The 21,328-nt window shown below is 48.2% G+C and carries 18 protein-coding genes and 9 tRNA genes; 26 read left to right on the top strand and 1 reads right to left on the bottom strand.

Going from position 1 to position 21,328, the window contains the following annotated elements; genetic code table 11:
* Window positions 1–152 precede the first annotated feature (152 nt).
* The 11 genes from mazG to rpoS all read left to right on the top strand — a co-directional run bounded on the left by mazG (window position 153) and on the right by rpoS (window position 10,438).
* Complete coding sequence (gene mazG, locus C9I89_RS13145; protein WP_107283791.1) at window positions 153–956, top strand: nucleoside triphosphate pyrophosphohydrolase; 804 nt, start codon at window positions 153–155, stop codon at window positions 954–956.
* A 239-nt stretch (window positions 957–1,195) separates the two neighbouring features.
* Window positions 1,196–2,833, top strand: a complete 1,638-nt coding sequence (locus C9I89_RS13150; RefSeq protein ID WP_107283792.1) for a CTP synthase — start codon at window positions 1,196–1,198, stop codon at window positions 2,831–2,833.
* An 83-nt stretch (window positions 2,834–2,916) separates the two neighbouring features.
* Window positions 2,917–4,218 (top strand): phosphopyruvate hydratase, encoded by a 1,302-nt coding sequence (gene eno, locus C9I89_RS13155; protein ID WP_107283793.1) that lies wholly within the window; start codon window positions 2,917–2,919, stop codon window positions 4,216–4,218.
* A gap of 299 nt (window positions 4,219–4,517) precedes the next feature.
* A complete protein-coding gene (gene ftsB / locus C9I89_RS13160) occupies window positions 4,518–4,805 on the top strand; it encodes a cell division protein FtsB (RefSeq protein ID WP_107283794.1) in 288 nt (95 codons plus the stop codon).
* A 19-nt stretch (window positions 4,806–4,824) separates the two neighbouring features.
* Window positions 4,825–5,568 carry a 2-C-methyl-D-erythritol 4-phosphate cytidylyltransferase gene (gene ispD / locus C9I89_RS13165; protein ID WP_107283795.1) on the top strand — a complete coding sequence of 248 codons (744 nt, stop codon included), beginning with the start codon at window positions 4,825–4,827 and terminating at the stop codon, window positions 5,566–5,568.
* The gene (ispF, locus tag C9I89_RS13170) at window positions 5,568–6,041 is read left to right on the top strand and encodes a 2-C-methyl-D-erythritol 2,4-cyclodiphosphate synthase (protein WP_107283796.1); all 474 of its coding nucleotides are present in this window, start codon (window positions 5,568–5,570) and stop codon (window positions 6,039–6,041) included. Before ispD ends, ispF begins: the two co-directional genes overlap by 1 nt.
* A gap of 2 nt (window positions 6,042–6,043) precedes the next feature.
* Window positions 6,044–7,102, top strand: a complete 1,059-nt coding sequence (gene truD / locus C9I89_RS13175) for a tRNA pseudouridine(13) synthase TruD (RefSeq protein WP_211315249.1) — start codon at window positions 6,044–6,046, stop codon at window positions 7,100–7,102.
* Window positions 7,083–7,832, top strand: coding sequence for a 5'/3'-nucleotidase SurE (surE, locus tag C9I89_RS13180; protein ID WP_107283797.1), 750 nt, complete (start codon window positions 7,083–7,085; stop codon window positions 7,830–7,832). The genes truD and surE overlap by 20 nt, the downstream gene beginning before the upstream one ends.
* A gap of 2 nt (window positions 7,833–7,834) precedes the next feature.
* Window positions 7,835–8,464: a protein-L-isoaspartate(D-aspartate) O-methyltransferase gene (locus C9I89_RS13185; RefSeq protein WP_107283798.1), complete on the top strand. Its 630-nt coding sequence runs from the start codon at window positions 7,835–7,837 to the stop codon at window positions 8,462–8,464.
* Between the two features lie 4 nt (window positions 8,465–8,468).
* On the top strand, window positions 8,469–9,383 hold the full coding sequence (locus C9I89_RS13190) for a peptidoglycan DD-metalloendopeptidase family protein (protein WP_107283799.1): 915 nt from the start codon (window positions 8,469–8,471) through the stop codon (window positions 9,381–9,383).
* A 62-nt stretch (window positions 9,384–9,445) separates the two neighbouring features.
* Window positions 9,446–10,438: an RNA polymerase sigma factor RpoS gene (rpoS, locus tag C9I89_RS13195; RefSeq protein ID WP_107283800.1), complete on the top strand. Its 993-nt coding sequence runs from the start codon at window positions 9,446–9,448 to the stop codon at window positions 10,436–10,438.
* A gap of 131 nt (window positions 10,439–10,569) precedes the next feature.
* Here rpoS and mutS read toward each other — a convergent pair whose 3' ends face one another.
* On the bottom strand, window positions 10,570–13,107 hold the full coding sequence (mutS, locus tag C9I89_RS13200) for a DNA mismatch repair protein MutS (protein WP_425440415.1): 2,538 nt from the start codon (window positions 13,105–13,107) through the stop codon (window positions 10,570–10,572).
* A gap of 246 nt (window positions 13,108–13,353) precedes the next feature.
* On the opposite strand from mutS, the gene pncC reads away from it, so the two are divergent.
* The 15 genes from pncC (at window position 13,354) to C9I89_RS13275 (ending at window position 21,321) form a co-directional block, all read left to right on the top strand.
* Window positions 13,354–13,845 carry a nicotinamide-nucleotide amidase gene (gene pncC, locus C9I89_RS13205; RefSeq protein WP_107283801.1) on the top strand — a complete coding sequence of 164 codons (492 nt, stop codon included), beginning with the start codon at window positions 13,354–13,356 and terminating at the stop codon, window positions 13,843–13,845.
* Window positions 13,846–13,983: 138 nt separating this feature from the next.
* Window positions 13,984–15,036: a recombinase RecA gene (gene recA / locus C9I89_RS13210; RefSeq protein WP_107283802.1), complete on the top strand. Its 1,053-nt coding sequence runs from the start codon at window positions 13,984–13,986 to the stop codon at window positions 15,034–15,036.
* 107 nt (window positions 15,037–15,143) lie between these two features.
* On the top strand, window positions 15,144–15,602 hold the full coding sequence (recX, locus tag C9I89_RS13215) for a recombination regulator RecX (protein WP_107283803.1): 459 nt from the start codon (window positions 15,144–15,146) through the stop codon (window positions 15,600–15,602).
* A 143-nt stretch (window positions 15,603–15,745) separates the two neighbouring features.
* Entirely contained in the window at window positions 15,746–18,367 is a 2,622-nt protein-coding gene (alaS, locus tag C9I89_RS13220) for an alanine--tRNA ligase (protein WP_107283804.1), read from the top strand.
* A 58-nt stretch (window positions 18,368–18,425) separates the two neighbouring features.
* Complete coding sequence (locus tag C9I89_RS13225; protein WP_107283805.1) at window positions 18,426–19,622, top strand: aspartate kinase; 1,197 nt, start codon at window positions 18,426–18,428, stop codon at window positions 19,620–19,622.
* 100 nt (window positions 19,623–19,722) lie between these two features.
* Window positions 19,723–19,920: a carbon storage regulator CsrA gene (gene csrA / locus C9I89_RS13230; protein ID WP_107283806.1), complete on the top strand. Its 198-nt coding sequence runs from the start codon at window positions 19,723–19,725 to the stop codon at window positions 19,918–19,920.
* 229 nt (window positions 19,921–20,149) lie between these two features.
* A tRNA-Ser gene (locus tag C9I89_RS13235) sits at window positions 20,150–20,241 on the top strand.
* 35 nt (window positions 20,242–20,276) lie between these two features.
* Window positions 20,277–20,353, top strand: a tRNA-Arg gene (locus tag C9I89_RS13240).
* A gap of 64 nt (window positions 20,354–20,417) precedes the next feature.
* Window positions 20,418–20,494: transfer RNA gene (locus C9I89_RS13245), tRNA-Arg, on the top strand.
* Window positions 20,495–20,504: 10 nt separating this feature from the next.
* Window positions 20,505–20,596: transfer RNA gene (locus tag C9I89_RS13250), tRNA-Ser, on the top strand.
* A gap of 98 nt (window positions 20,597–20,694) precedes the next feature.
* Window positions 20,695–20,771: transfer RNA gene (locus tag C9I89_RS13255), tRNA-Arg, on the top strand.
* Window positions 20,772–20,830: 59 nt separating this feature from the next.
* Window positions 20,831–20,907, top strand: a tRNA-Arg gene (locus C9I89_RS13260).
* Window positions 20,908–20,919: 12 nt separating this feature from the next.
* Window positions 20,920–21,011: transfer RNA gene (locus C9I89_RS13265), tRNA-Ser, on the top strand.
* Between the two features lie 98 nt (window positions 21,012–21,109).
* A tRNA-Arg gene (locus tag C9I89_RS13270) sits at window positions 21,110–21,186 on the top strand.
* 58 nt (window positions 21,187–21,244) lie between these two features.
* A tRNA-Arg gene (locus C9I89_RS13275) sits at window positions 21,245–21,321 on the top strand.
* Window positions 21,322–21,328 lie beyond the last annotated feature (7 nt).

Raw genomic sequence — 21,328 nt, forward strand, 5'->3', positions numbered from 1 at the left:
GTATCTAGAAGCGAGAATCGAGTATCTAGAAATGAGAGTCTAGAACCTAGAACCTAGAACCTCGAGACTAGAAACTCGAATCTTGAATCTTGAACCGGGAAGCCATTGTGCTTCCCGTTTTTTTAACGTTAGAGCAAAAAAGAATAGTAGCTATGAGCAATAAACAGCAAGCACCGATTGAGCAGCTTATTGAGATTATGGCGACATTGCGGGATCCAAACCAAGGGTGCCCGTGGGATCGTAAACAGACCTTTGCCTCGATTGTGCCCCACACCATTGAAGAAGCTTATGAAGTCGCTGATGCGATTGAACAGCAAGACTGGAACGACGTGCGGGAAGAGCTGGGGGATTTACTGTTTCAGATTATTTTTTACAGCCAGATGGGCAAAGAGCAAGGGTTGTTTGATTTTAATGATGTGGTGAATGGCTTGAATGAAAAGCTGACCCGCCGTCATCCGCATGTGTTTGGTGAGACTGATTTTGCTGACGATGCGGCGATCAACGCCAACTGGGAAGCGGAAAAAGCCAAAGAGCGTGATGCAAAAGGCCTGGATAGCAGTCTGCTGGCCAATATTCCGCTGGCACTGCCGGCGCTGAGTCGTGCTGATAAAATTCAGAAGCGTTGCGCAAAGCACGGTTTTGACTGGGATTCTGTGGGACCGGTCGTTGATAAAGTGAAGGAAGAGCTTGATGAAGTGATGGATGAAGTCATTCAGGTGTCAGTTGATCACAGTAAGGTTGAAGAAGAAATGGGGGATTTACTGTTTTCGGTGGTGAACTTGAGCCGTCATTTGCAGGTCAAACCCGAACAGGCGCTGCAGCGAGCCAATAAAAAATTCGAGCGACGTTTTCGCGAAGTTGAAAAAAATGTGCTAGAACAAGGGAGGCACATTGATGAATGTTCTCTGGAAATGCTCGATGCCGAGTGGGATAAAGTCAAAGAAAGAGAGCGATAATGCCGCGAAATGGGTTCAACAGGCAGAAACTTGACGTGTTATCATGGTTTTGATGATGTAATTCAATCGGTTCGCTTTTAAGCGATAAGCTTGTGCAATCGGTATAATTGATTTGAAACAAAAAAAAACGATCAATGCTGTGATAGTTTTCACGTTGTGGCGATAAAACGTGTCTGGTATACTAATTTCCCGTCCAGATAGTTTTTTAAATCCTCTATAACCAATCTTCCAGGTTAAACATGACAACGAATTACATTTTTGTTACGGGCGGGGTCGTATCCTCACTAGGTAAAGGTATTGCTGCAGCATCTCTGGCAGCTATTCTAGAAGCGCGTGGTCTCAAAGTGACCATGATGAAGCTAGACCCTTACATCAACGTTGATCCAGGCACAATGAGCCCGATCCAACACGGCGAAGTATTCGTTACGGAAGACGGTGCAGAGACCGACCTCGATTTAGGTCACTATGAGCGTTTCATCCGCACAAAAATGACCAAGCGTAATAACTTTACGGCTGGTCGTGTGTACGAAGAAGTTCTGCGTAAAGAACGTCGCGGTGACTACCTTGGTGCAACTATTCAGGTAATCCCACACATCACGAACGAGATTAAAGATCGCGTGATTGCTGGCGCTGAAGGCCATGATATCGCTATCGTTGAAGTCGGCGGTACTGTCGGTGATATCGAATCACTGCCATTTATGGAAGCGATCCGTCAGCTAGCCGTGCAGCAAGGTCGTGAACGTACCATGTTTATGCACCTGACACTGGTTCCTTACTTGGCTGCGGCTGGTGAAGTGAAAACTAAGCCGACTCAGCATTCAGTAAAAGAACTGCTTTCTATCGGTATTCAGCCTGATATCTTAATTTGTCGTTCAGACCGTGTCATTCCGGCCAATGAGCGCGCTAAGATCGCACTGTTCTGTAATGTGCCGGAAAAAGCTGTTATCTCGATGAAAGACGTAGATTCAATCTACAAAATCCCTCAGCTAATCAAAGCACAAGGTCTTGATGATCTGGTATGCAAACGCTTCGGTATTACTGCGCCGGAAGCTGATTTGTCTGAATGGGAACAGGTGATTTACGAAGAAGCGAATCCAACTGATGAAGTAACAATCGGTATGGTAGGTAAGTACATCGAACTGCCTGACGCTTACAAATCGGTTAACGAAGCATTGAAACACGCTGGCCTTAAAAACCGTCTGTCTGTGAAAATCAAGTATGTTGATTCACAAGACGTTGAATCTAAAGGCACGGAAGTGCTTGAAGGCCTGGACGCTATTCTGGTTCCTGGCGGCTTCGGCGGTCGTGGTGTTGAAGGTAAGATCCTAACTGCACAATATGCTCGTGAAAACAAAATTCCTTATCTGGGCATTTGCCTGGGTATGCAGGTTGCTCTTATTGAATTCGCACGTAACGTTGCGGGTCTTAAAGATGCACACTCTACTGAATTTAATCCTGAAACTAAGAACCCGGTTGTTGGTCTAATCACCGAGTGGGTTGATGGTGAAGGTCAGGTAGAGAAGCGTACAGAGACATCCGATTTAGGCGGTACCATGCGCCTTGGTTCTCAGCTATGCCACCTGAAAAACGGCTCTAAAGCGCGTGAGCTTTACGGTAATGCTACAATTCATGAGCGTCACCGTCACCGTTATGAAGTCAATAACAACCTGCTTCCTCAATTAGAGAAAGCGGGGCTTAAAATTTCTGGTCTGTCAGCAGATAAGAAATTAGTAGAAATTATCGAGATCCCGAACCATCCGTGGTTCGTGGCTGCTCAGTTCCACCCTGAGTTCACCTCAACACCTCGCGATGGTCATCCTTTATTTGAAGGTTTCGTGAAGGCAGCAGGCCAAAACCTGCGTGGTGAGCTTAAATAAGTAAGGATTACGGATAGCTGTAGTGATGATAGCTACAGCTATTTTTTAGCTTTTAAATTGAAGATAAAGCAAGAGGAAACACAATGTCTAAGATCGTTAAAGTTCTAGGTCGCGAAATCATCGATTCACGTGGTAACCCAACTGTTGAAGCTGAAGTTCACCTGGAAGGCGGTTTCGTAGGTATGGCTGCTGCTCCATCTGGCGCATCAACTGGTTCTCGTGAAGCTCTTGAACTACGTGACGGTGACAAGTCTCGCTTCCTAGGTAAAGGCGTTCTTAAAGCTATCGAAGCTGTGAACGGTCCAATCGCTGAAGCTTTACTTGGTAAAGATGCAAAAGACCAAGCTGCTATTGATCAGATCATGATCGACCTAGACGGTACTGAAAACAAGTCTAAGTTTGGTGCTAACGCAATCCTAGCTGTTTCTCTGGCGAATGCTAAAGCAGCGGCTGCAGCTAAAGGCATGCCTTTATATGAGCACATTGCTGAGCTAAACGGCACAGCTGGCGTATTCTCTATGCCTCTACCAATGATGAACATCATCAACGGTGGCGAGCACGCTGATAACAACGTTGATATCCAAGAGTTCATGATCCAGCCAGTTGGCGCGAAAACTCTTAAAGAAGCACTACGTATCGGTGCTGAAGTATTCCACAACCTTGCTAAAGTACTTAAGGCTAAAGGCCTAAGCACTGCTGTTGGTGATGAAGGTGGTTTCGCTCCTAACCTAGAGTCTAACGCTGCTGCACTAGCTGCAATCAAAGAAGCTGTTGAAGCTGCAGGTTACGAGCTGGGTAAAGACGTTACTCTGGCAATGGACTGTGCAGCATCTGAGTTCTACGACAAAGAAGCTGGCAACTACAACATGAAAGGCGAAGGCAAAATCTTCACTTCTGAAGAATTTAACTTCTACCTACAAGACCTTGCTAACCAATACCCAATCGTATCTATCGAAGACGGTCTTGACGAATCAGATTGGACTGGCTTCAAGCACCAGACTGAACTTCTAGGCGACAAACTTCAAATCGTTGGTGACGATCTATTCGTTACAAACACGAAGATCCTTGCTGAAGGTATCGAGAAAGGCGTAGCTAACTCTATCCTTATCAAGTTCAACCAGATCGGTTCTCTAACTGAAACTCTAGCTGCAATCAAGATGGCTAAAGACGCGGGTTACACGGCTGTTATCTCTCACCGTTCAGGCGAGACTGAAGATGCAACTATCGCTGATCTAGCGGTAGGTACTGCTGCAGGCCAAATCAAAACTGGTTCTATGAGCCGTTCTGACCGTGTTGCTAAGTACAACCAGCTAATTCGTATCGAAGAAGCTCTAGGCGCGAAAGCACCTTTCAACGGTCTTAAAGAAGTTAAAGGTCAAGCTTAATTATTAAGCAATGACTTTGGGTGAATAACCCTTATTCTTCTGAAGCCGCCTCTTTTGAGGCGGTTTTTTTATGTCTGAAGAACTTTTTATATCTCAATAACGCAGACTAAAAGCCTAGTGCTAGTCACCAACTATGGTTTGTGGGATTATTACGAGTTAGATATTTTTAAAGAATATCCATTCCCCTGATTAGTTGCCCTTATGAGGGTGAGAGTAACGAGAGGAATGAATATTTACCCTAATACCAGTCGGTATAATACGGTGGGTATAATGTATTTAACGCGAAAGTGGGGATCTGCATGCGTTTGTTAACCGTGCTGCTGCTGGCTGTTTTATGTTGGCTACAATATGATTTCTGGCTCGGTAAAAATGGCCTGATGGATTATTTAGCAGTAGAAGGCAATGTAAAAATACAACAGAAAGCGAATGCTGAACTCGTACAGCGTAACCAGCAGATGTATGCTGAAATCCATGATCTTCACCGTGGTCAGGAAGCGGTAGAAGAGCGTGCCAGAAATGGACTTGGTATGATTAAGCCGAGTGAAACTTTTTTTCGTATTGTGGGTGAAAGCAGCCCAAATTTTTAACTTTTAACGAAACCTTGCCATGACCCAACAATTCACTGCCGTCGTACCTGCTGCCGGGGTCGGTAGCCGTATGGCAGCCGACCGGCCTAAGCAATATTTAGCCATTGCAGGTAAAACGATTCTAGAACATACCGTTGATCGCCTGTTCAGCCATCCGGCGATTGAACGAATAATTATTGCGATCAGTAAAGGTGATCCCTACTTTGCTTCGTTGCCGCTCGCCAGCGATCCTCGGATTCAGGTTGTTGAGGGAGGCACAGAGCGGGCTGACTCGGTGTGTGCCGGTCTTGCTGCCATTAGCGATGAGAACAGCTGGGTGCTGGTGCATGATGCTGCAAGGCCATGTGTACGGTTAGCGGATCTGGAGCGGCTGGTGACGGCTGCGCTGCAAAGTGAAGATGGTGCGATTCTGGCTGCGCCTGTACGCGATACCATGAAGCGCGGCTGCCGGTTGCACGCTAATAAACAGCAAAGTAATTATCGGCATAACAGCGGCCTGCAAGGTATTACTGAAACTGTCGATCGTGACAACCTCTGGCATGCACTCACCCCGCAGATGTTTAGAGTGAAGCAATTACGGGAGTCATTGCAACAAGCACTCAAAGAAGGTGCTGTTATTACCGACGAAGCGTCGGCTCTGGAATATTGTGGGTATACCCCACTGCTGGTAAAAGGGCGGGCCGATAACCTGAAAGTAACCCAGCCTGAAGATTTAGCCCTTGCCGGCTTTTATTTGGAACAACTGATTAAGGAACAGCCCTGATGCGAATTGGACACGGCTTTGATGTGCATAAGTTTGGCGGCGAAGGCCCGGTGATCATGGGTGGTGTCGCCATCCCTTATGAGCAGGGCCTAATTGCCCATTCTGATGGTGACGTTGCTCTTCATGCTGTGTGTGATGCTCTGCTGGGTGCCATTGGTGCCGGGGATATTGGTCGCCATTTTCCTGATACCGATGCCGAGTGGAAAGGGGCTGATAGCCGTTTCTTACTGCGTGACGTTTACAGTAAAGTAAAAGAAAAAGGCTATCGGCTGGGTAATCTGGATGTCACCATCATTGCCCAGGCACCGAAAATGGCACCTTACATTGTTGCGATGTGCCAGGCAATTGCCGACGATCTGGAAACAGAAATTGAGAATATTAATGTTAAGGCGACAACCTCTGAACGTCTCGGTTTTACGGGACGTAAAGAAGGAATTGCTTGTGAAGCTGTGGTCTTAATTCAAAAGGTATAACGATGTCTAATGTCATGGACAATTTTTGTTGGTTATATGAAAAACCAACTTGTCAGGGGCGGATCAAAGCTCAGCCTGAACACTTTGTAGTCAAAGAAAATTTAGGCTTTGATTTTGCCGGGCAAGGCGAACACTTTATGGTGAAGATCCGTAAGACGGGTGAAAACACTAAGTATGTGGTCAATGAACTGGCGAAAGCGTGTGGTGTCAAATCTCGTGATGTGAGCTGGGCTGGCCTCAAAGATCGTCATGCGGTGACGGAGCAGTGGCTAAGTGTTCATCTGCCCGGTAAGCCAGATCCTGATTTAACTCAGTTTGTGGCAGAGCATCCGGGGATTGAAGTATTGGAAACCACCCGCCACGATAAAAAATTGCGTCCGGGCGACTTAATCGGTAACTGGTTCCAGTTACGTTTGCTTGAGCTGGATAAGCCGGATGAACTAACCGCTAAATTAGAGCAGGTTAAGTGCCATGGCGTGCCAAACTATTATGGTGAGCAGCGATTTGGTCATAATGGTAATAATGTGGTGAAGGCGCGTAGCTGGGGTAATAACGAATTCCGAGTTCGTGACAAGAGCAAGCGCAGCTTTTACTTATCAGCGGCACGTTCTTGGTTATTCAACATGGTACTGTCCGCGCGTATTGAGCAGGGCAACGTTCACTCGCTGATGCTGGGTGACAGTTTGCAAAATACAGGTGAAGACAATGGTTTCCTGGCTGAAACGCTTAGCCCTGAACTACAAACGAGCATTGATGAAGGACGCGTAAATATTACGGCACCATTAGTGGGTGATAATGCCTTACCTACCCAGGCCGATGCAGAAGCATTTGAACTGGCGGTGATTGAACAAGAGCCATTGCTGCTTAAACTGATCCGTGATAACCGTATGCGTCATGAGCGTCGTCCGTTGTTGTTAAAACCACAAGAGATGGAATGGCAGTTTGATGGTGATGATCTCGTGCTGGATTTCTCCCTGCCTGCAGGTTGTTTTGCAACCTCTGTGGTACGAGAGCTAATAATTGAGCGAGAGGATGACGACCATGCGAATTTTAATCAGTAATGATGACGGTATTTTTGCTGAAGGCATTAATACGCTTGCCTGTGTATTGAGTGAGCTGGGTGACGTTACCGTGGTCGCACCGGATCGAAATCGTTCCGGTGCTTCAAACTCTTTAACACTCGATAACCCACTACGTATCCGCAAAGAAGGACCTGGCCGGGTCTCTGTCGAAGGTACACCGACCGATTGTGTCCACTTTGCTCTGAATGAGTGGCTGGAGCACCGCCCGGATATCGTGGTTGCCGGCATTAACCACGGTGCTAATCTGGGTGATGATGTATTGTATTCGGGTACAGTCGCAGCGGCGACCGAGGGGCATTTCCTCGGTGTACCGGCAATCGCCGTATCGCTGGTGGGTACCGTATACTTTGACACCGCAGCGCAGGTGGTCAAAGAGGTGGTCCGCAATTTGGTTGATAAACCATTGCTAAAAAATCAGATCCTTAATATTAATGTTCCGGATGTTCCTTTAGCTGAGATAACCGGTTGGCAAGTCACGCGATTGGGGGCTCGTCATCGTGCGGAGCAGATGGTCAGAGATGAGGATCCACGCGGCAAACCCCTTTACTGGCTTGGTCCTCCGGGAGCAGGGCAGGATGCAGGTCCCGGTACGGATTTTCATGCCATCGAGCAAAAATCGGTGTCTATCACCCCGCTGCAAGTTGATTTAACTGCTCATGATGCCATTGAAGGTGTTGAGCAATGGATGAAAGAAGTGGAGATAAAATAAGGATGCGCTATGTGGAAGAACGTCACCGCTTGGTGGCTTTGTTGCGACGGCAGGGGATCCAAAATGAGCAAGTGCTGAATGCAATTGCAGCGGTTCCGAGAGAGCTGTTCGTTGATGAGGCATTTTCCCATAAAGCTTACGAAAATAATGCCTTACCCATTGGTTGCGGGCAGACGATCTCACAGCCTTATATCGTGGCTATAATGACGGAGTTATTGGATCTCGGCCCAAACTCCAGTGTACTGGAAATTGGCACCGGCTCGGGATACCAGACGGCTGTCCTGGCGCACCTGGTTAATCATGTTTACTCCGTGGAGCGAATAAAAGCGCTGCAATGGCAGGCAAAGCGTCGCTTTAAACTGCTGGATCTTCACAATATTTCGACTAAGCATGGGGATGGGTGGCTGGGATGGCATAACAAAGGGCCTTTTGATGCCATTATTGTTACCGCAGCCGCAGAAACCATTCCTGCTAAATTACTTGAGCAGCTGACTGATGGTGGCCGGTTAGTTATTCCGGTTGGTGATGATTTTCAGGTACTGAAACAGATCACCCGTACCGGTGATACGTTCTCTTGTCTGGATATTGAAGCCGTTCGATTTGTCCCTCTGGTGGCTGGGGACTTAGCGTAAAGTAATGGAAGCGCGTGTGAGCAAAAACAGATGGCCCCCATTGTCAATAGCAGCCGCTTGTCTGTTGCTATTGTCTGCCTGCAGCAGTCACACGCCTGCACCGGTTTCGAGTATCGAAAAAGATTATTCACAACTCGATCGCGGTAGTTTTCGCGGCAGTTACTATGAAGTTAAAAAAGGCGATACCCTCTATTTTATTTCCTATGTAACGGGCCGGGAAGTGAAGGAGATCATTGCCCAGAATAAGATGTCATTCCCTTATACCATCTTTCCCGGGCAAAAACTTCAGCTATGGAAACCTAAGTATGTGGCACCGGAGTATGGTCATGCCGGCATGGTTGCTGTTGTTAAACCCCCAGTAAAAACAACTAATAGCGCTTCCAAGGTAAAACCAAAACCAAAGCCGAAGAGCAAGGCTCCTGTGAAGATGGCAAATTCTGAGCAAAAAACAACCAATAAAAATGTTGATCAGGATCGCACAAAGGAGTACTCTCAAAGCACAAAAGCTAACAAAGCTGTTACAAATAACGCGAACAATACCAACAAGGTGGCCCAGTGGGCGTGGCCAAGCCAAGGTCCGATTATCGCAACCTTTTCCAGCTCTGATAATGGTAATAAAGGTATCGATATTTCAGGCCGGCGTGGACAGTCTGTGAATGCGTCAGCCGGAGGCAAAGTCGTATATGCCGGCAATGCACTCCGGGGGTATGGCAACCTTGTGATCATTAAGCATAGTGATGATTACCTTAGTGCTTATGCGCACAATGATAAGGTATTAGTTAAAGAGCAACAGACAGTAAAAGCCGGGCAGAAGATTGCTTCGATGGGAAGCTCGGGAGCTAGCAGTGTCCGTCTGCACTTTGAAATTCGTTATAAAGGCAAATCCGTGGATCCTCTGAGGTATTTGCCGAAAAAGTAAAAATGACATAATGAAGTTGTATGTCTTGCTTAGTATTGCTAACTCGCCATCTGGGAGGCGCTATGAGTAAAAGCAACACAGCCACTAATATCGAAACTTTTAATTTTGATGAAGATATAGATTCAGACACCCCTGCTGTGGTTATAAAATCTGAGTCGGAAGAAGATGTTAGTAACGAAGATGTCGATGTTTCAAGATATGGGACTACACAAAAAGCACTTGATGCGACGCAGCTATATCTCGGAGAGATTGGCTTTTCTCCCCTATTGACGGCTGAAGAAGAAGTGCTGTATGCCCGCAGGGCATTACGAGGTGATGAAGTTGCACGTAAACGCATGATTGAAAGCAATTTGCGTCTGGTGGTCAAAATTTCCCGTCGTTACAGTAATCGTGGTCTGGCTTTGCTGGATTTAGTTGAAGAAGGAAATCTGGGGCTGATCCGAGCCGTAGAAAAATTCGATCCAGAACGAGGTTTCCGATTCTCAACCTATGCAACCTGGTGGATCCGCCAAACCATTGAACGCGCGATCATGAACCAGACTCGCACCATCCGTTTACCTATTCATGTTGTCAAAGAACTCAATGTGTACCTCCGAACTGCCCGTGAACTGGCGCAAAAACTGGATCATGAGCCGACAGCCGAAGATATTGCTTTTCAGCTGGAGAAACCGGTTGATGATGTGAACCGAATGCTGCGTTTGAATGAGCGTGTCAGTTCGGTGGATAACCCGATTGGCGGCGATTCAGAAAAAGCGTTATTGGATATCATTCCTGATGAGAAAGGCGGCAGTCCTGAAACATCCACTCAGGATGATGATATCAAAGCGTCGATTGTCAGCTGGTTACAAGAGCTGAACCCTAAGCAGCGAGAAGTATTAGCTCGTCGTTTTGGTTTGCTCGGTTATGAAGCTTCGACGTTGGAAGATGTTGGCCGTGAGATAGGCTTAACCCGCGAACGTGTTCGCCAGATCCAGGTCGAAGGTCTACGTCGTTTGCGTGATATGCTGACCCATCAGGGCTTGAATATTGAATCGCTCTTTAACCAGGAGTTGTAATTTAACCACGATAGCTGCGGATTAAAAAAGGACGCCGAGGCGTCCTTTTTATATGGGGGAATAGAGTAGAGTGGAGAGTGCCTAGTGCCGAGGGGCTAGGATCTCTTTACTCGCTACTCGCCACTCTCGCCTTATAACAATGCTTTCAGGCGATACAGTTCATCTAACGCCTGACGTGGTGTCATTTCATCAGGGTTCAAATTGGCTAATGCTTCTTCCGCTTCACTTGGTTCAGGGATCAGCGTTAGCTGGTTCTCCTCTTTCGGTACTGCCGATGGCGAGCTTACCGCTTGCTGATGACCGCTGGCTTCCAGTTGCTGCAACTTCACTTTTGCCCGTTTGATCACCGATTTGGGTACACCGGCTAAACTGGCGACGGCTAATCCGTAGGATTTGCTGGCAGCACCTTCCTGAACGGCATGCATAAAGGCAATTTCATCGCCATGCTCAACGGCATCTAAATGGACGTTGGCCAGCCCTGAAAGTAGCGAGGGCAACTCGGTAAGCTCGAAGTAATGGGTGGCAAACAGCGTCATGGCGGCAATTTTTTCTGCCAGCCATTCAGCACTGGCCCACGCCAGAGATAAGCCGTCATAAGTACTGGTGCCGCGGCCTATTTCATCCATTAATACCAGACTGTTTGGGGTTGCATTATGCAGGATGTTGGCGGTCTCGGTCATTTCGACCATAAAGGTCGAACGGCCAGAGGCCAGATCGTCCGACGCACCAATACGCGTAAATATGCGATCTAACGGACCAATCCTCACCGCTTCAGCAGGAACAAACGAACCCACGTGGGCCATCAATGCGATGAGTGCCGTCTGGCGCATGTAAGTTGATTTACCCCCCATGTTCGGGCCGGTAATGATCAACATCCGGCGATCCTGATGCAGTGAGATAGGATTCGCGATAAACGGTTCATTAAGCACCTGCTCAACCACCGGGTGGCGGCCTGCGGTAATTTCAATGCCCGTTTCTGCCATTAATTGCGGGCGGCAGTAATTGAGAGTATCGGCACGTTCAGCCAGGTTGGTCAGTACATCCAGTTCAGACAGGGAATTGGCTGCATTTTGCAGCTGTTCCAGGTGTGGCAGCAACAGATCAAACAGTTCCTCCCACAGTTTTTTCTCGTGTGCTAAGGCTTTCGATTTCGAGTTGAGCACCTTATCTTCGTGCTCTTTAAGCTCCGGAATAATATAACGCTCGGCATTTTTCAGCGTCTGGCGGCGAACATAATGACTTGGTACCCGGTGGCTCTGGCCTCGGCTCACCTGAATGAAAAAGCCATGAACCTGATTAAAGCCGACTTTCAGGCTGTCAATATCGTGATGCTCACGCTCGCGCGCCTCCAGATCATCGAGATACTTGGTTGCACCATCGGCCAGCTCGCGCCATTCATCCAGCTCGGCATTATAGCCCGGGGCCAACACGCCGCCGTCTCGGATGATAACGGGAGGATTTTCGATGATGGCACGTTCCAGCAGCGCGCACAGCTCATCCATTGGTGCGGCAAACTGGGCCAATTCACCGATCCGTGGCTGGTTAATTTCAGCCAATAAATCGGCAAGTTCCGGCAGATGCTGAAGCGCGGTACGCATACGTGCCAAATCGCGAGGGCGTGCAGAACGCAATGCCAGGCGAGCCAGAATACGTTCCAAATCGCCCATATGACGTAGCACGCCCGCGATATCGACAAACATCCCGGTATCCTTAAAGGCGGCAATGGCATCCAGACGGTTGTTGAGCTGCTGAGGATCGCGGATCGGCTGATGCAGCCAGCGTTTTAGCAGGCGGCTGCCCATCGGGGTGGCGGTATGATCGAGTACCGAAGCCAATGTATTGTCAAATCCCCCCGCCAGATTCTGGGTCAGCTCCAGATTGCGGCGGGTTGCCGCATCCAGGATCACCGCGTGATCTTTTCGATCTAAAGTGATCGCGCGGATGTGGGGAAGCGCGGTGCGCTGCGTGTCTTTGACATACTGCAGCAGGCAGCCTGCAGCACAGAGGCCACGTTCGGCCTGTTCGACACCAAAGCCGACTAAGTCACGGGTACCAAATTGCATGGTTAGTTGTTGGCGCGCGGTATCGAGGTCAAATTCCCACACCGGGCGACGGCGCGTGCCTTTTATTGGCTCAATTATTTGCGGTCGGGCAAAGTCTTCGGGGTAGAGTAGCTCGGCAGGGCTGGTGCGTTGTAGCTCTGCCTGCATGGCCTCTTCCGTATCCGGCTCTGAAAGCATGAAGCGGCCAGAGGTGATATCGAGGGTGGCGTAGCCAAAGCCCTGACTGCCGTGGTAAATAGCGGCAATCAGGTTATCCCGGCGTTCATTCAGTAGTGCTTCATCACTGACCGTACCTGGCGTAACAATACGGACTACCTGACGTTCAACCGGCCCTTTGCTGGTTGCCGGATCGCCGATTTGCTCACAAATCGCGACAGAAACGCCTTGCTGAACCAGTTTTGCCAGATATCCTTCAACAGCATGGTAAGGCACACCGGCCATCGGAATTGGCTGGCCGTTGGAGGAGCCGCGCTTTGTCAGAGAAATATCGAGTAATTGAGAGGCTTGCTTAGCATCATCAAAAAATAGTTCGTAGAAATCGCCCATACGATAGAACAACAGAATATCAGGGTTTTCAGCCTTAATTCGTAAAAATTGCTGCATCATTGGAGTGTGTGTCTCTAAACCTTTCACTGTCACGATATTGCCTGCTGTTGGTGCCGGATTAACCTGCTGTTGATGCTGGGTCAAAAATTGCCGGGTTAAATTCTGATAGCTAAGGATACGTGAATCGGGCAGGGTGGCAAAGTAGCAATCGAGATATGAATCGCGAGTGGCGAGGTTCAAGTTTCTCGATTCTGGCTTCTGGTCTCTCTATACTCGATTCTATTGTTAGAAAAAGGGAAGCGATATATGGAAAAAATACAGCAGCTTGCTGAGCGTTTGGGCGAAGCGTTAGAACGCAGAGGTTGGGTTGCGACAACGGCTGAATCATGTACCGGTGGTGGCGTGTCGACCGCCATCACCGATATTGCCGGCAGCTCAGGCTGGTTTGATCGCGCTTTTGTCACCTATAGCAATGAAGCCAAACAGCAAATGCTAGGAGTTCAGGGTGAAACACTGGCTGAACATGGGGCCGTCAGCGAGGCCGTGGTTAGGGAAATGGCCACTGGGGCACTGAACAATTCTAATGCCACGATCAGTGTGGCGATCAGCGGTATTGCCGGTCCTGGCGGCGGCAGCGAAACCAAACCGGTAGGGACGGTCTGTTTCGCCTGGGCGGACAGTACCGGTTGGTTGCAGCTTGAGACCTGTTTGTTTGACGGCGATCGCAATGCCGTTAGGCAGCAAGCGATTGAAAAATCCTTATCTGGCATGCTGCAGCGTTTACAGGCCCTGGGCTAAGCAAATCTCCGGGGGAACGGGGTACAGACCGCCAGAGAAAAAATTTTCACACAGTGCTAGACACTGTATGAATAGACAGTATACTAACCGACATAAGTTTACTTCAGTATTTAATTTAAGCATCCGTTGGAGAGTCGAATGAACGACAACAAACAGAAGGCTCTTGCCGCAGCGTTAGGCCAGATTGAAAAGCAGTTCGGTAAAGGCTCCATCATGAAGTTGGGCGATAACCGTACGATGGATATCGAAACGATTTCAACTGGCTCCCTGTCGCTGGATATCGCGCTGGGTGCTGGCGGTTTGCCAATGGGTCGCGTAGTTGAAATTTACGGCCCAGAATCATCGGGTAAAACGACATTAACGCTGGAAACCATTGCGTCTGCGCAACGAGCAGGCAAGACCTGTGCATTCATCGATGCTGAACACGCTCTAGACCCAATCTATGCTCAAAAGCTGGGGGTTGATATCGACCAGCTCTTGGTTTCTCAGCCTGATACTGGTGAGCAAGCTTTAGAAATCGTTGATGCCCTAGCTCGCTCAGGTGCTGTCGATGTGATTGTGGTCGATTCCGTTGCTGCTCTAACGCCAAAAGCAGAGATTGAAGGTGAGATGGGCGATTCGCACATGGGCTTGCAAGCGAGAATGCTATCCCAAGCCATGCGTAAGCTCACGGGTAGCCTAAAGACCTCAAATTGCATGTGTATTTTCATCAACCAAATCCGAATGAAGATCGGTGTGATGTTTGGTAACCCTGAAACCACCACAGGCGGTAATGCCCTGAAATTCTATGCTTCTGTACGTCTGGATATTCGCCGTACCGGCGCGATTAAAGATGGCGATGAAGTGGTCGGTAATGAAACTCGCATCAAAGTGGTTAAGAATAAAATTGCGGCGCCGTTTAAGCAGGCTGAGACACAAATTCTTTACGGCCAAGGCTTCAACCGCAATGGCGAGCTGATTGATTTAGGTGTGAAGCACAAGCTGGTAGAAAAAGCCGGTGCCTGGTACAGCTATAAAGGCAATAAGATTGGCCAGGGTAAAGCAAACTCATGCAAACACCTGGTTGAAAACCCGGCAATTGCAGAAGAAGTTGAAAAGCTATTGCGTGAGATGTTATTAACACCGGCAACATTGGAATCTGCTGACAGCAAAAAAGAAGAGGCAGCAGCAGAAGAAAAAGAAGCATTTTAATTACCTTGAGTAGCCGCTGCGCCAGCACGCGATGAATGCGATAAGAATTTTAAAACGGGCTTTGTACTAGGTACAAGGCCCGTTTTTTCAGTTGGAGAATAGTCTGCATGAGAAATAAAACGATTAAGCAATCAGCCAAAGAAGCGGCGGTTGGTTACCTGTCACGACGGGATCATGCCGAAACTGAATTACGCCGAAAGCTGAAAACCCGCGGCTTTGATGCTCAGGAAATAGATCAGGCGATCAGCCATTGTCAGGAATATGGCTGGCTCAACGATACCCGGTATGCCGCCATGATGGTGCGTAACGGTGTTGCCAAAGGCTGGGGCGCATTGCGGATCAAACAAGAAATGAAAATGAAAGGTGTCGGGGAAGATATCGTCAATCATGCAATTGAAGAGTCCGATATTGACTGGTACGAACACGGTAAAGAGGTCGCGCAGCGTAAATTTGGTGAAACGGCAATCGATTCTCCGAAAGAAAAAGCACGTCGATTCCGCTTTCTACAGTATCGCGGCTTCGATTTTGACCAAATCACCTATGCTTTGGCTGTCACAGACGAGTAATTTTCCTTAATTCTTAACATAACATTTCCCGTATCCGCCGTGGTTGTTTTACAATAGCCGCCAAAAAATTTATCTTAGTCCGATACTATCGCGTAAAGGCGATTTTTCTGGTTTCTATAAAAGCATCTATTCAGGATTTCCCAATGTACATGAGCACTGATGAGATTCGCCGTGCGTTTCTAGCGTTTTTTGAGAGCAAAGGCCACCAAATAGTGGAAAGCTCTTCTCTTGTACCTGCGAACGACCCAACACTGTTGTTCACCAATGCAGGTATGAACCAATTTAAAGATACTTTTCTGGGTCTTGAAAAGCGCAGCTACACTCGAGCGACAACAGCTCAGCGCTGTGTACGTGCCGGTGGTAAGCACAATGACCTTGAGAACGTAGGTTTTACTGCCCGTCACCATACTTTTTTTGAAATGCTGGGTAACTTCAGTTTTGGTGATTACTTCAAGCAAGATGCGATTAAGTATGCTTGGGAGTTCTTAACAGAAGAGCTAAAACTGCCTCAGGATCGTCTATTGGTAACCATTTACGAAACTGATGACGAAGCGTTTGAGATCTGGAATAAACAAATGGGTATTCCAGCCGATCGTATCGTCCGTATCGGTGACAACAAAGGGGCACCGTACGCGTCAGATAACTTCTGGCAAATGGGCGATACGGGTCCGTGTGGTCCTTGTACTGAAATTTTCTATGATCATGGTGAACATATCTGGGGCGGCCGTCCTGGCACACCTGAAGAAGATGGTGACCGTTTCATCGAGATCTGGAACAATGTATTCATGCAGTTCAACCGTCAGGCTGACGGTACGATGGAGCCGCTGCCAAAGCCATCTGTTGATACGGGTATGGGTATCGAGCGTATTGCTGCAATTATGCAGGGCGTCCACTCAAACTATGAGATCGACATCTTCCAGACCCTAATTAAAAAATCGGCAGAAGTTATTGGTTATGACGATCTGTCTAACCAATCACTCCGTGTGGTTGCTGACCACATCCGTTCCTGTGCATACCTGATTGTTGATGGTGTTATGCCGTCAAATGAAGGACGTGGTTACGTTCTGCGTCGTATCATTCGCCGTGCAGTACGCCACGGTAATAAGCTGGGCGCTAACGGCGCATTCTTCTACAAGCTGGTGGGTCCATTAGCTGAAATCATGGGCACCGCCGGTGAAGAACTGAAGAAGCAGCAAGCGATTGTTGAAAAAGTACTGAAAATCGAAGAAGAAAACTTTGGCCGCACACTTGACCGTGGTTTGACAATCTTGAATGACGCTTTAGATAGTTTAAGCGGCAAAGAGCTTGATGGTGAAACTGTGTTTAAACTGTATGACACCTACGGTTTTCCGGCAGATTTAACCAATGATGTTGCTCGTGAGCGTGGCTTTACGATTGATGAAAATGGCTTTAACAATGCCATGGAAGCTCAGCGCCAGCGTGCGCGTGAAGCGGGACAGTTTGGTGTCGACTACAACTCTGCAATCAAAGTTGATGCCGACACTGAGTTCTGTGGTTATACCGCCACCGAAGGTCAAGGTAGTGTTATCGCGATTTACCGCGACGGTGAAGCTGTTGACAGTATCAATGCTGGTGATGATGCACTGATTGTACTCGATAACACACCATTCTACGCCGAATCTGGTGGTCAGTGTGGTGATGCCGGTGTTATGACTGCTGAAGGCACACAGTTTAACGTTGCTGACACCCAGAAGTTTGGTGCTGCGATTGGACATAAAGGTGCAATGGTTGAAGGTGCCCTGAAGGTTGGTGATAAGCTAACGGCGAAAGTTGACGCGGCACGCCGTGCGGCGATTAGCTTGAACCACTCAGCAACGCACTTGATGCACGCTGCACTACGTAACCTCCTTGGTGAGCATGTTGTTCAGAAAGGTTCTTTGGTGAAGCCGGAATCATTGCGTTTCGATTTCTCAAACCTTGAAGCGGTGAAGCCTGCGCAGCTGCGTGAAGTTGAGCGTGTGGTGAACGAACAAATTCGTATGAACCACAGCATTGATACCAACATCATGGATATCGAATCGGCAAAACAGAAAGGCGCAATGGCCCTGTTTGGCGAGAAGTATGATGATGAAGTGCGTGTACTGAGCATGGGCGATTTCTCGACTGAGCTTTGTGGTGGTATTCACGCTAAGAATACCGGTGATATCGGCCTGTTCAAGATCACCTCTGAAGGTGGTATTGCGGCAGGTATCCGTCGAATTGAAGCGGTAACTGGTGCGGCTGCAATTGATGCACTGCATGCACAAGAAGCATTGCTTTCTGAAACCGCTGGCTTAGTGAAGTCAGACGTGGCATCGGTAGCAACCAAAGTGAGCGCGCTGGTTACGCATAGCAAGCAACTGGAAAAAGAAATTCAGCAACTGAAAGATAAGCTGGCTGCGCAAGAAAGTGCAGACATTATCAATCAGGTGCAAGAAATCAACGGCGTAAAAGTGCTGATCTCTAAACTGGACGGTGCCGACAACAAGGCACTGCGTGGCATGGTTGATGATCTAAAGAACCAGCTAGGTAGTGGTATTGTTGTGCTGGGCAACGTCAGTGGCGACAAAGTTGGTTTAATCGCAGGTGTCACCAAGGACCTGATCGGCAAAGTAAAAGCCGGTGAGCTTGTCAACATGGTCGCCCAGCAAGTAGGTGGTAAAGGTGGCGGTCGTCCGGACATGGCACAGGCAGGTGGTACAGATGCAAGTGCTCTTCCTGCTGCGCTAGAGTCAGTACAGGCATGGATCGCTGAGCGCCTATAAGGCGCCCTTTACCAATATGTATGGTAACGGGGTATTAGCCCCAGGACGGTGAAGTAAAGTGACGCAGATTGCGTGTAAGTCGCTGATAGTGCAAAAGTTTGGTGGTACATCAGTTGGAACGATAGAACGTATCCAAGCTGTGGCCGAACGAGTCATTGAAGCCAAAGAAGAAGGCAAGCAACTGGTTGTGGTTGTTTCTGCCATGTCTGGCGAGACGAACCGTCTCCTAGGCCTTGCACAGCAGATCGATGCTGTGCCTGCAGAGCGAGAACTTGATGTTCTCATGTCAGCGGGTGAACAAGTCTCAATGGCCTTGCTCGCAATGATGTTGAATAAAATGGGTCATGCAGCGGTATCGCTGACTGGTTGGCAAGCGGGGATAAAAACTGACAGCCAATATAATGATGCGAACATTATCCATGTTGACCCTAGTCATATTCAGCAATTGCTAGAGCGAGACCAGATTGTGATAGTCGCTGGCTTTCAAGGCATTACTGATGAAGGGGATATAACAACCCTAGGCCGCGGAGGTTCGGATACCACGGCTGTTGCACTGGCAGGCGCTTTAAACGCCGATGAGTGTCAGATCTTTACCGACGTGGATGGCGTGTATACATGCGATCCGCGTTTAGTACCGCAAGCTCGTCGCCTTGATGTCGTTCATTTCGATGATATGACTTCAATGGCGCGAAACGGTGCGAAAGTGCTACAATTACAGTCAGTTGAATATGCACGACAGCACGGTGTTCCACTGAGGGTGCTTTCTTCGTTTGAAGAAGGGGAGGGAACGCTGGTAAGTTTCGAATCCTCTGCTGCATCTGATGTCGTGGGAATAGCACTAAAAAATCAGCAGACACTGCTTGATGTTGATATGCCAGTCTCTGAATTACAGGAACAGCTTAACCTGTTCGGTATGCAGTGTTGGTGTAAGGCGGTCGCTGCGGATTTAACACAAATCGTTACAGCAAATGAAGATTTGGCACGTCTAAAACTCGTGCTGGATAAAAAGATGCACCAGGTGGCAGCCGTTTCAACCCTATCGGTAGTCGGCAATAACGTGCAGAACAAAGTTGATCATGTTTGTGCTGTACTCGCGGAAGCTGGCGTTCTGGTTCGTCAGAAAAAACGATCTGCTCATTGTCTTTCTCTGTTGATAAATGAGGATGATCATCAATTAGCTGTAGATGTCGTCCACAAAAGGTTTGTGGTTGAGCCAGAAAGTCTGGATAATCGACCACTTCTCGCTGTTTCTTGATCAGTGACCATTTACGAGCTTATTAATACGGGCTCGTAAATATTGTTGGATAATAAACGTTAAATTCTTATAAAACCGAGATAACTCAAGGAGCACACGAATGCTAATTTTGACTCGTCGCGTAGGTGAGACGCTAATGATTGGTGACGAAGTAACTGTCACCGTACTAGGCGTTAAAGGTAATCAGGTTCGCATTGGTGTTAATGCACCGAAAGAAGTATCTGTTCACCGTGAAGAAATCTATATGCGAATTCAAGCGGAAAAAGAAGCTGGTACTCAAGGTTCTGGTAACTACTAATTCGGAAAAGGTCGGCCATTCCCGCTGGCCTTTTTTGTGTCTGAAGAAATCCAGTGACTATTCATCCTCCGATCCTGATTTATTGAAAATACGCCAGATATTTCGGTAGTTACGTTGGTTTAGTTGTCGTATTGACTATTAAGTATCCATGCATGCTGCGATTGTCGTTTTTTGGCAATAAAGTATTTGACTTATTTTGGCTTGGCAGTAATATGAGCCCCCGCAAGACGGTGAGGTGGCCGAGAGGCTGAAGGCGCTCCCCTGCTAAGGGAGTATACGGTTTATCCCGTATCGAGGGTTCGAATCCCTCCTTCACCGCCATTCCTTTTTAAGGGTTGCGGAAACAGTTTTACAGTGCGCGCGTAGCTCAGCTGGATAGAGTACCTGGCTACGAACCAGGCGGTCGGAGGTTCGAATCCTCCCGCGCGCACCATCATTTAAAAGCAATGAGATGTTGATGTTTTTGGCGGCTTGTTGTTGTAAACCAAATTTATTGTGCGCGCGTAGCTCAGCTGGATAGAGTACCTGGCTACGAACCAGGCGGTCGGAGGTTCGAATCCTCCCGCGCGCACCATCAAATTTGCGGTGAGGTGGCCGAGAGGCTGAAGGCGCTCCCCTGCTAAGGGAGTATACGGTTTATCCCGTATCGAGGGTTCGAATCCCTCCTTCACCGCCATTCTTTAGCTGTTCCTAAAAGATGGCCACTCGGTGGTTTATTTTAGTTTCAGCAACATATCTTTCTAAGCAGAAAGATACGATATAGATAACATCAGTGCGCGCGTAGCTCAGCTGGATAGAGTACCTGGCTACGAACCAGGCGGTCGGAGGTTCGAATCCTCCCGCGCGCACCATTATTTATAAGCAATGAATTATTACGAAGTGATTTTCATTGTTGTAACACCGATTTAGTGCGCGCGTAGCTCAGCTGGATAGAGTACCTGGCTACGAACCAGGCGGTCGGAGGTTCGAATCCTCCCGCGCGCACCAGTAAATTTGTGTGGTGAGGTGGCCGAGAGGCTGAAGGCGCTCCCCTGCTAAGGGAGTATACGGTTTATCCCGTATCGAGGGTTCGAATCCCTCCTTCACCGCCATTCTTTAGTTGTTCCTAAAAGATGGCCACTCGGTGGTTTATTTTAGTTTCAGCAACATATCTTTCTAAGCAGAAAGATACACAATAAATAACATCAGTGCGCGCGTAGCTCAGCTGGATAGAGTACCTGGCTACGAACCAGGCGGTCGGAGGTTCGAATCCTCCCGCGCGCACCATTATTTATAAGCAATGAAGATACCGTAGTGATCTTGGTTGTTGTAACACCGATTTAGTGCGCGCGTAGCTCAGCTGGATAGAGTACCTGGCTACGAACCAGGCGGTCGGAGGTTCGAATCCTCCCGCGCGCACCATTATTTA

Source organism: Photobacterium lipolyticum (assembly GCF_003026475.1).
Taxonomy (GTDB): Bacteria; Pseudomonadota; Gammaproteobacteria; order Enterobacterales; family Vibrionaceae; genus Photobacterium; species Photobacterium lipolyticum.

What these genes read in the sequence shown, in the direction of transcription:
- mazG (WP_107283791.1), top strand. Translation starts at nt 153, where the DNA reads ATGAGCAATAAACAGCAAGCACCGATTGAGCAGCTTATTGAGATTATG.
- C9I89_RS13150 (WP_107283792.1), top strand. Translation starts at nt 1,196, where the DNA reads ATGACAACGAATTACATTTTTGTTACGGGCGGGGTCGTATCCTCACTA.
- eno (WP_107283793.1), top strand. Translation starts at nt 2,917, where the DNA reads ATGTCTAAGATCGTTAAAGTTCTAGGTCGCGAAATCATCGATTCACGT.
- ftsB (WP_107283794.1), top strand. Translation starts at nt 4,518, where the DNA reads ATGCGTTTGTTAACCGTGCTGCTGCTGGCTGTTTTATGTTGGCTACAA.
- ispD (WP_107283795.1), top strand. Translation starts at nt 4,825, where the DNA reads ATGACCCAACAATTCACTGCCGTCGTACCTGCTGCCGGGGTCGGTAGC.
- ispF (WP_107283796.1), top strand. Translation starts at nt 5,568, where the DNA reads ATGCGAATTGGACACGGCTTTGATGTGCATAAGTTTGGCGGCGAAGGC.
- truD (WP_211315249.1), top strand. Translation starts at nt 6,044, where the DNA reads ATGTCTAATGTCATGGACAATTTTTGTTGGTTATATGAAAAACCAACT.
- surE (WP_107283797.1), top strand. Translation starts at nt 7,083, where the DNA reads ATGCGAATTTTAATCAGTAATGATGACGGTATTTTTGCTGAAGGCATT.
- C9I89_RS13185 (WP_107283798.1), top strand. Translation starts at nt 7,835, where the DNA reads ATGCGCTATGTGGAAGAACGTCACCGCTTGGTGGCTTTGTTGCGACGG.
- C9I89_RS13190 (WP_107283799.1), top strand. Translation starts at nt 8,469, where the DNA reads ATGGAAGCGCGTGTGAGCAAAAACAGATGGCCCCCATTGTCAATAGCA.
- rpoS (WP_107283800.1), top strand. Translation starts at nt 9,446, where the DNA reads ATGAGTAAAAGCAACACAGCCACTAATATCGAAACTTTTAATTTTGAT.
- mutS (WP_425440415.1), bottom strand. Translation starts at nt 13,107, where the DNA reads ATGATGCAGCAATTTTTACGAATTAAGGCTGAAAACCCTGATATTCTG.
- pncC (WP_107283801.1), top strand. Translation starts at nt 13,354, where the DNA reads ATGGAAAAAATACAGCAGCTTGCTGAGCGTTTGGGCGAAGCGTTAGAA.
- recA (WP_107283802.1), top strand. Translation starts at nt 13,984, where the DNA reads ATGAACGACAACAAACAGAAGGCTCTTGCCGCAGCGTTAGGCCAGATT.
- recX (WP_107283803.1), top strand. Translation starts at nt 15,144, where the DNA reads ATGAGAAATAAAACGATTAAGCAATCAGCCAAAGAAGCGGCGGTTGGT.
- alaS (WP_107283804.1), top strand. Translation starts at nt 15,746, where the DNA reads ATGTACATGAGCACTGATGAGATTCGCCGTGCGTTTCTAGCGTTTTTT.
- csrA (WP_107283806.1), top strand. Translation starts at nt 19,723, where the DNA reads ATGCTAATTTTGACTCGTCGCGTAGGTGAGACGCTAATGATTGGTGAC.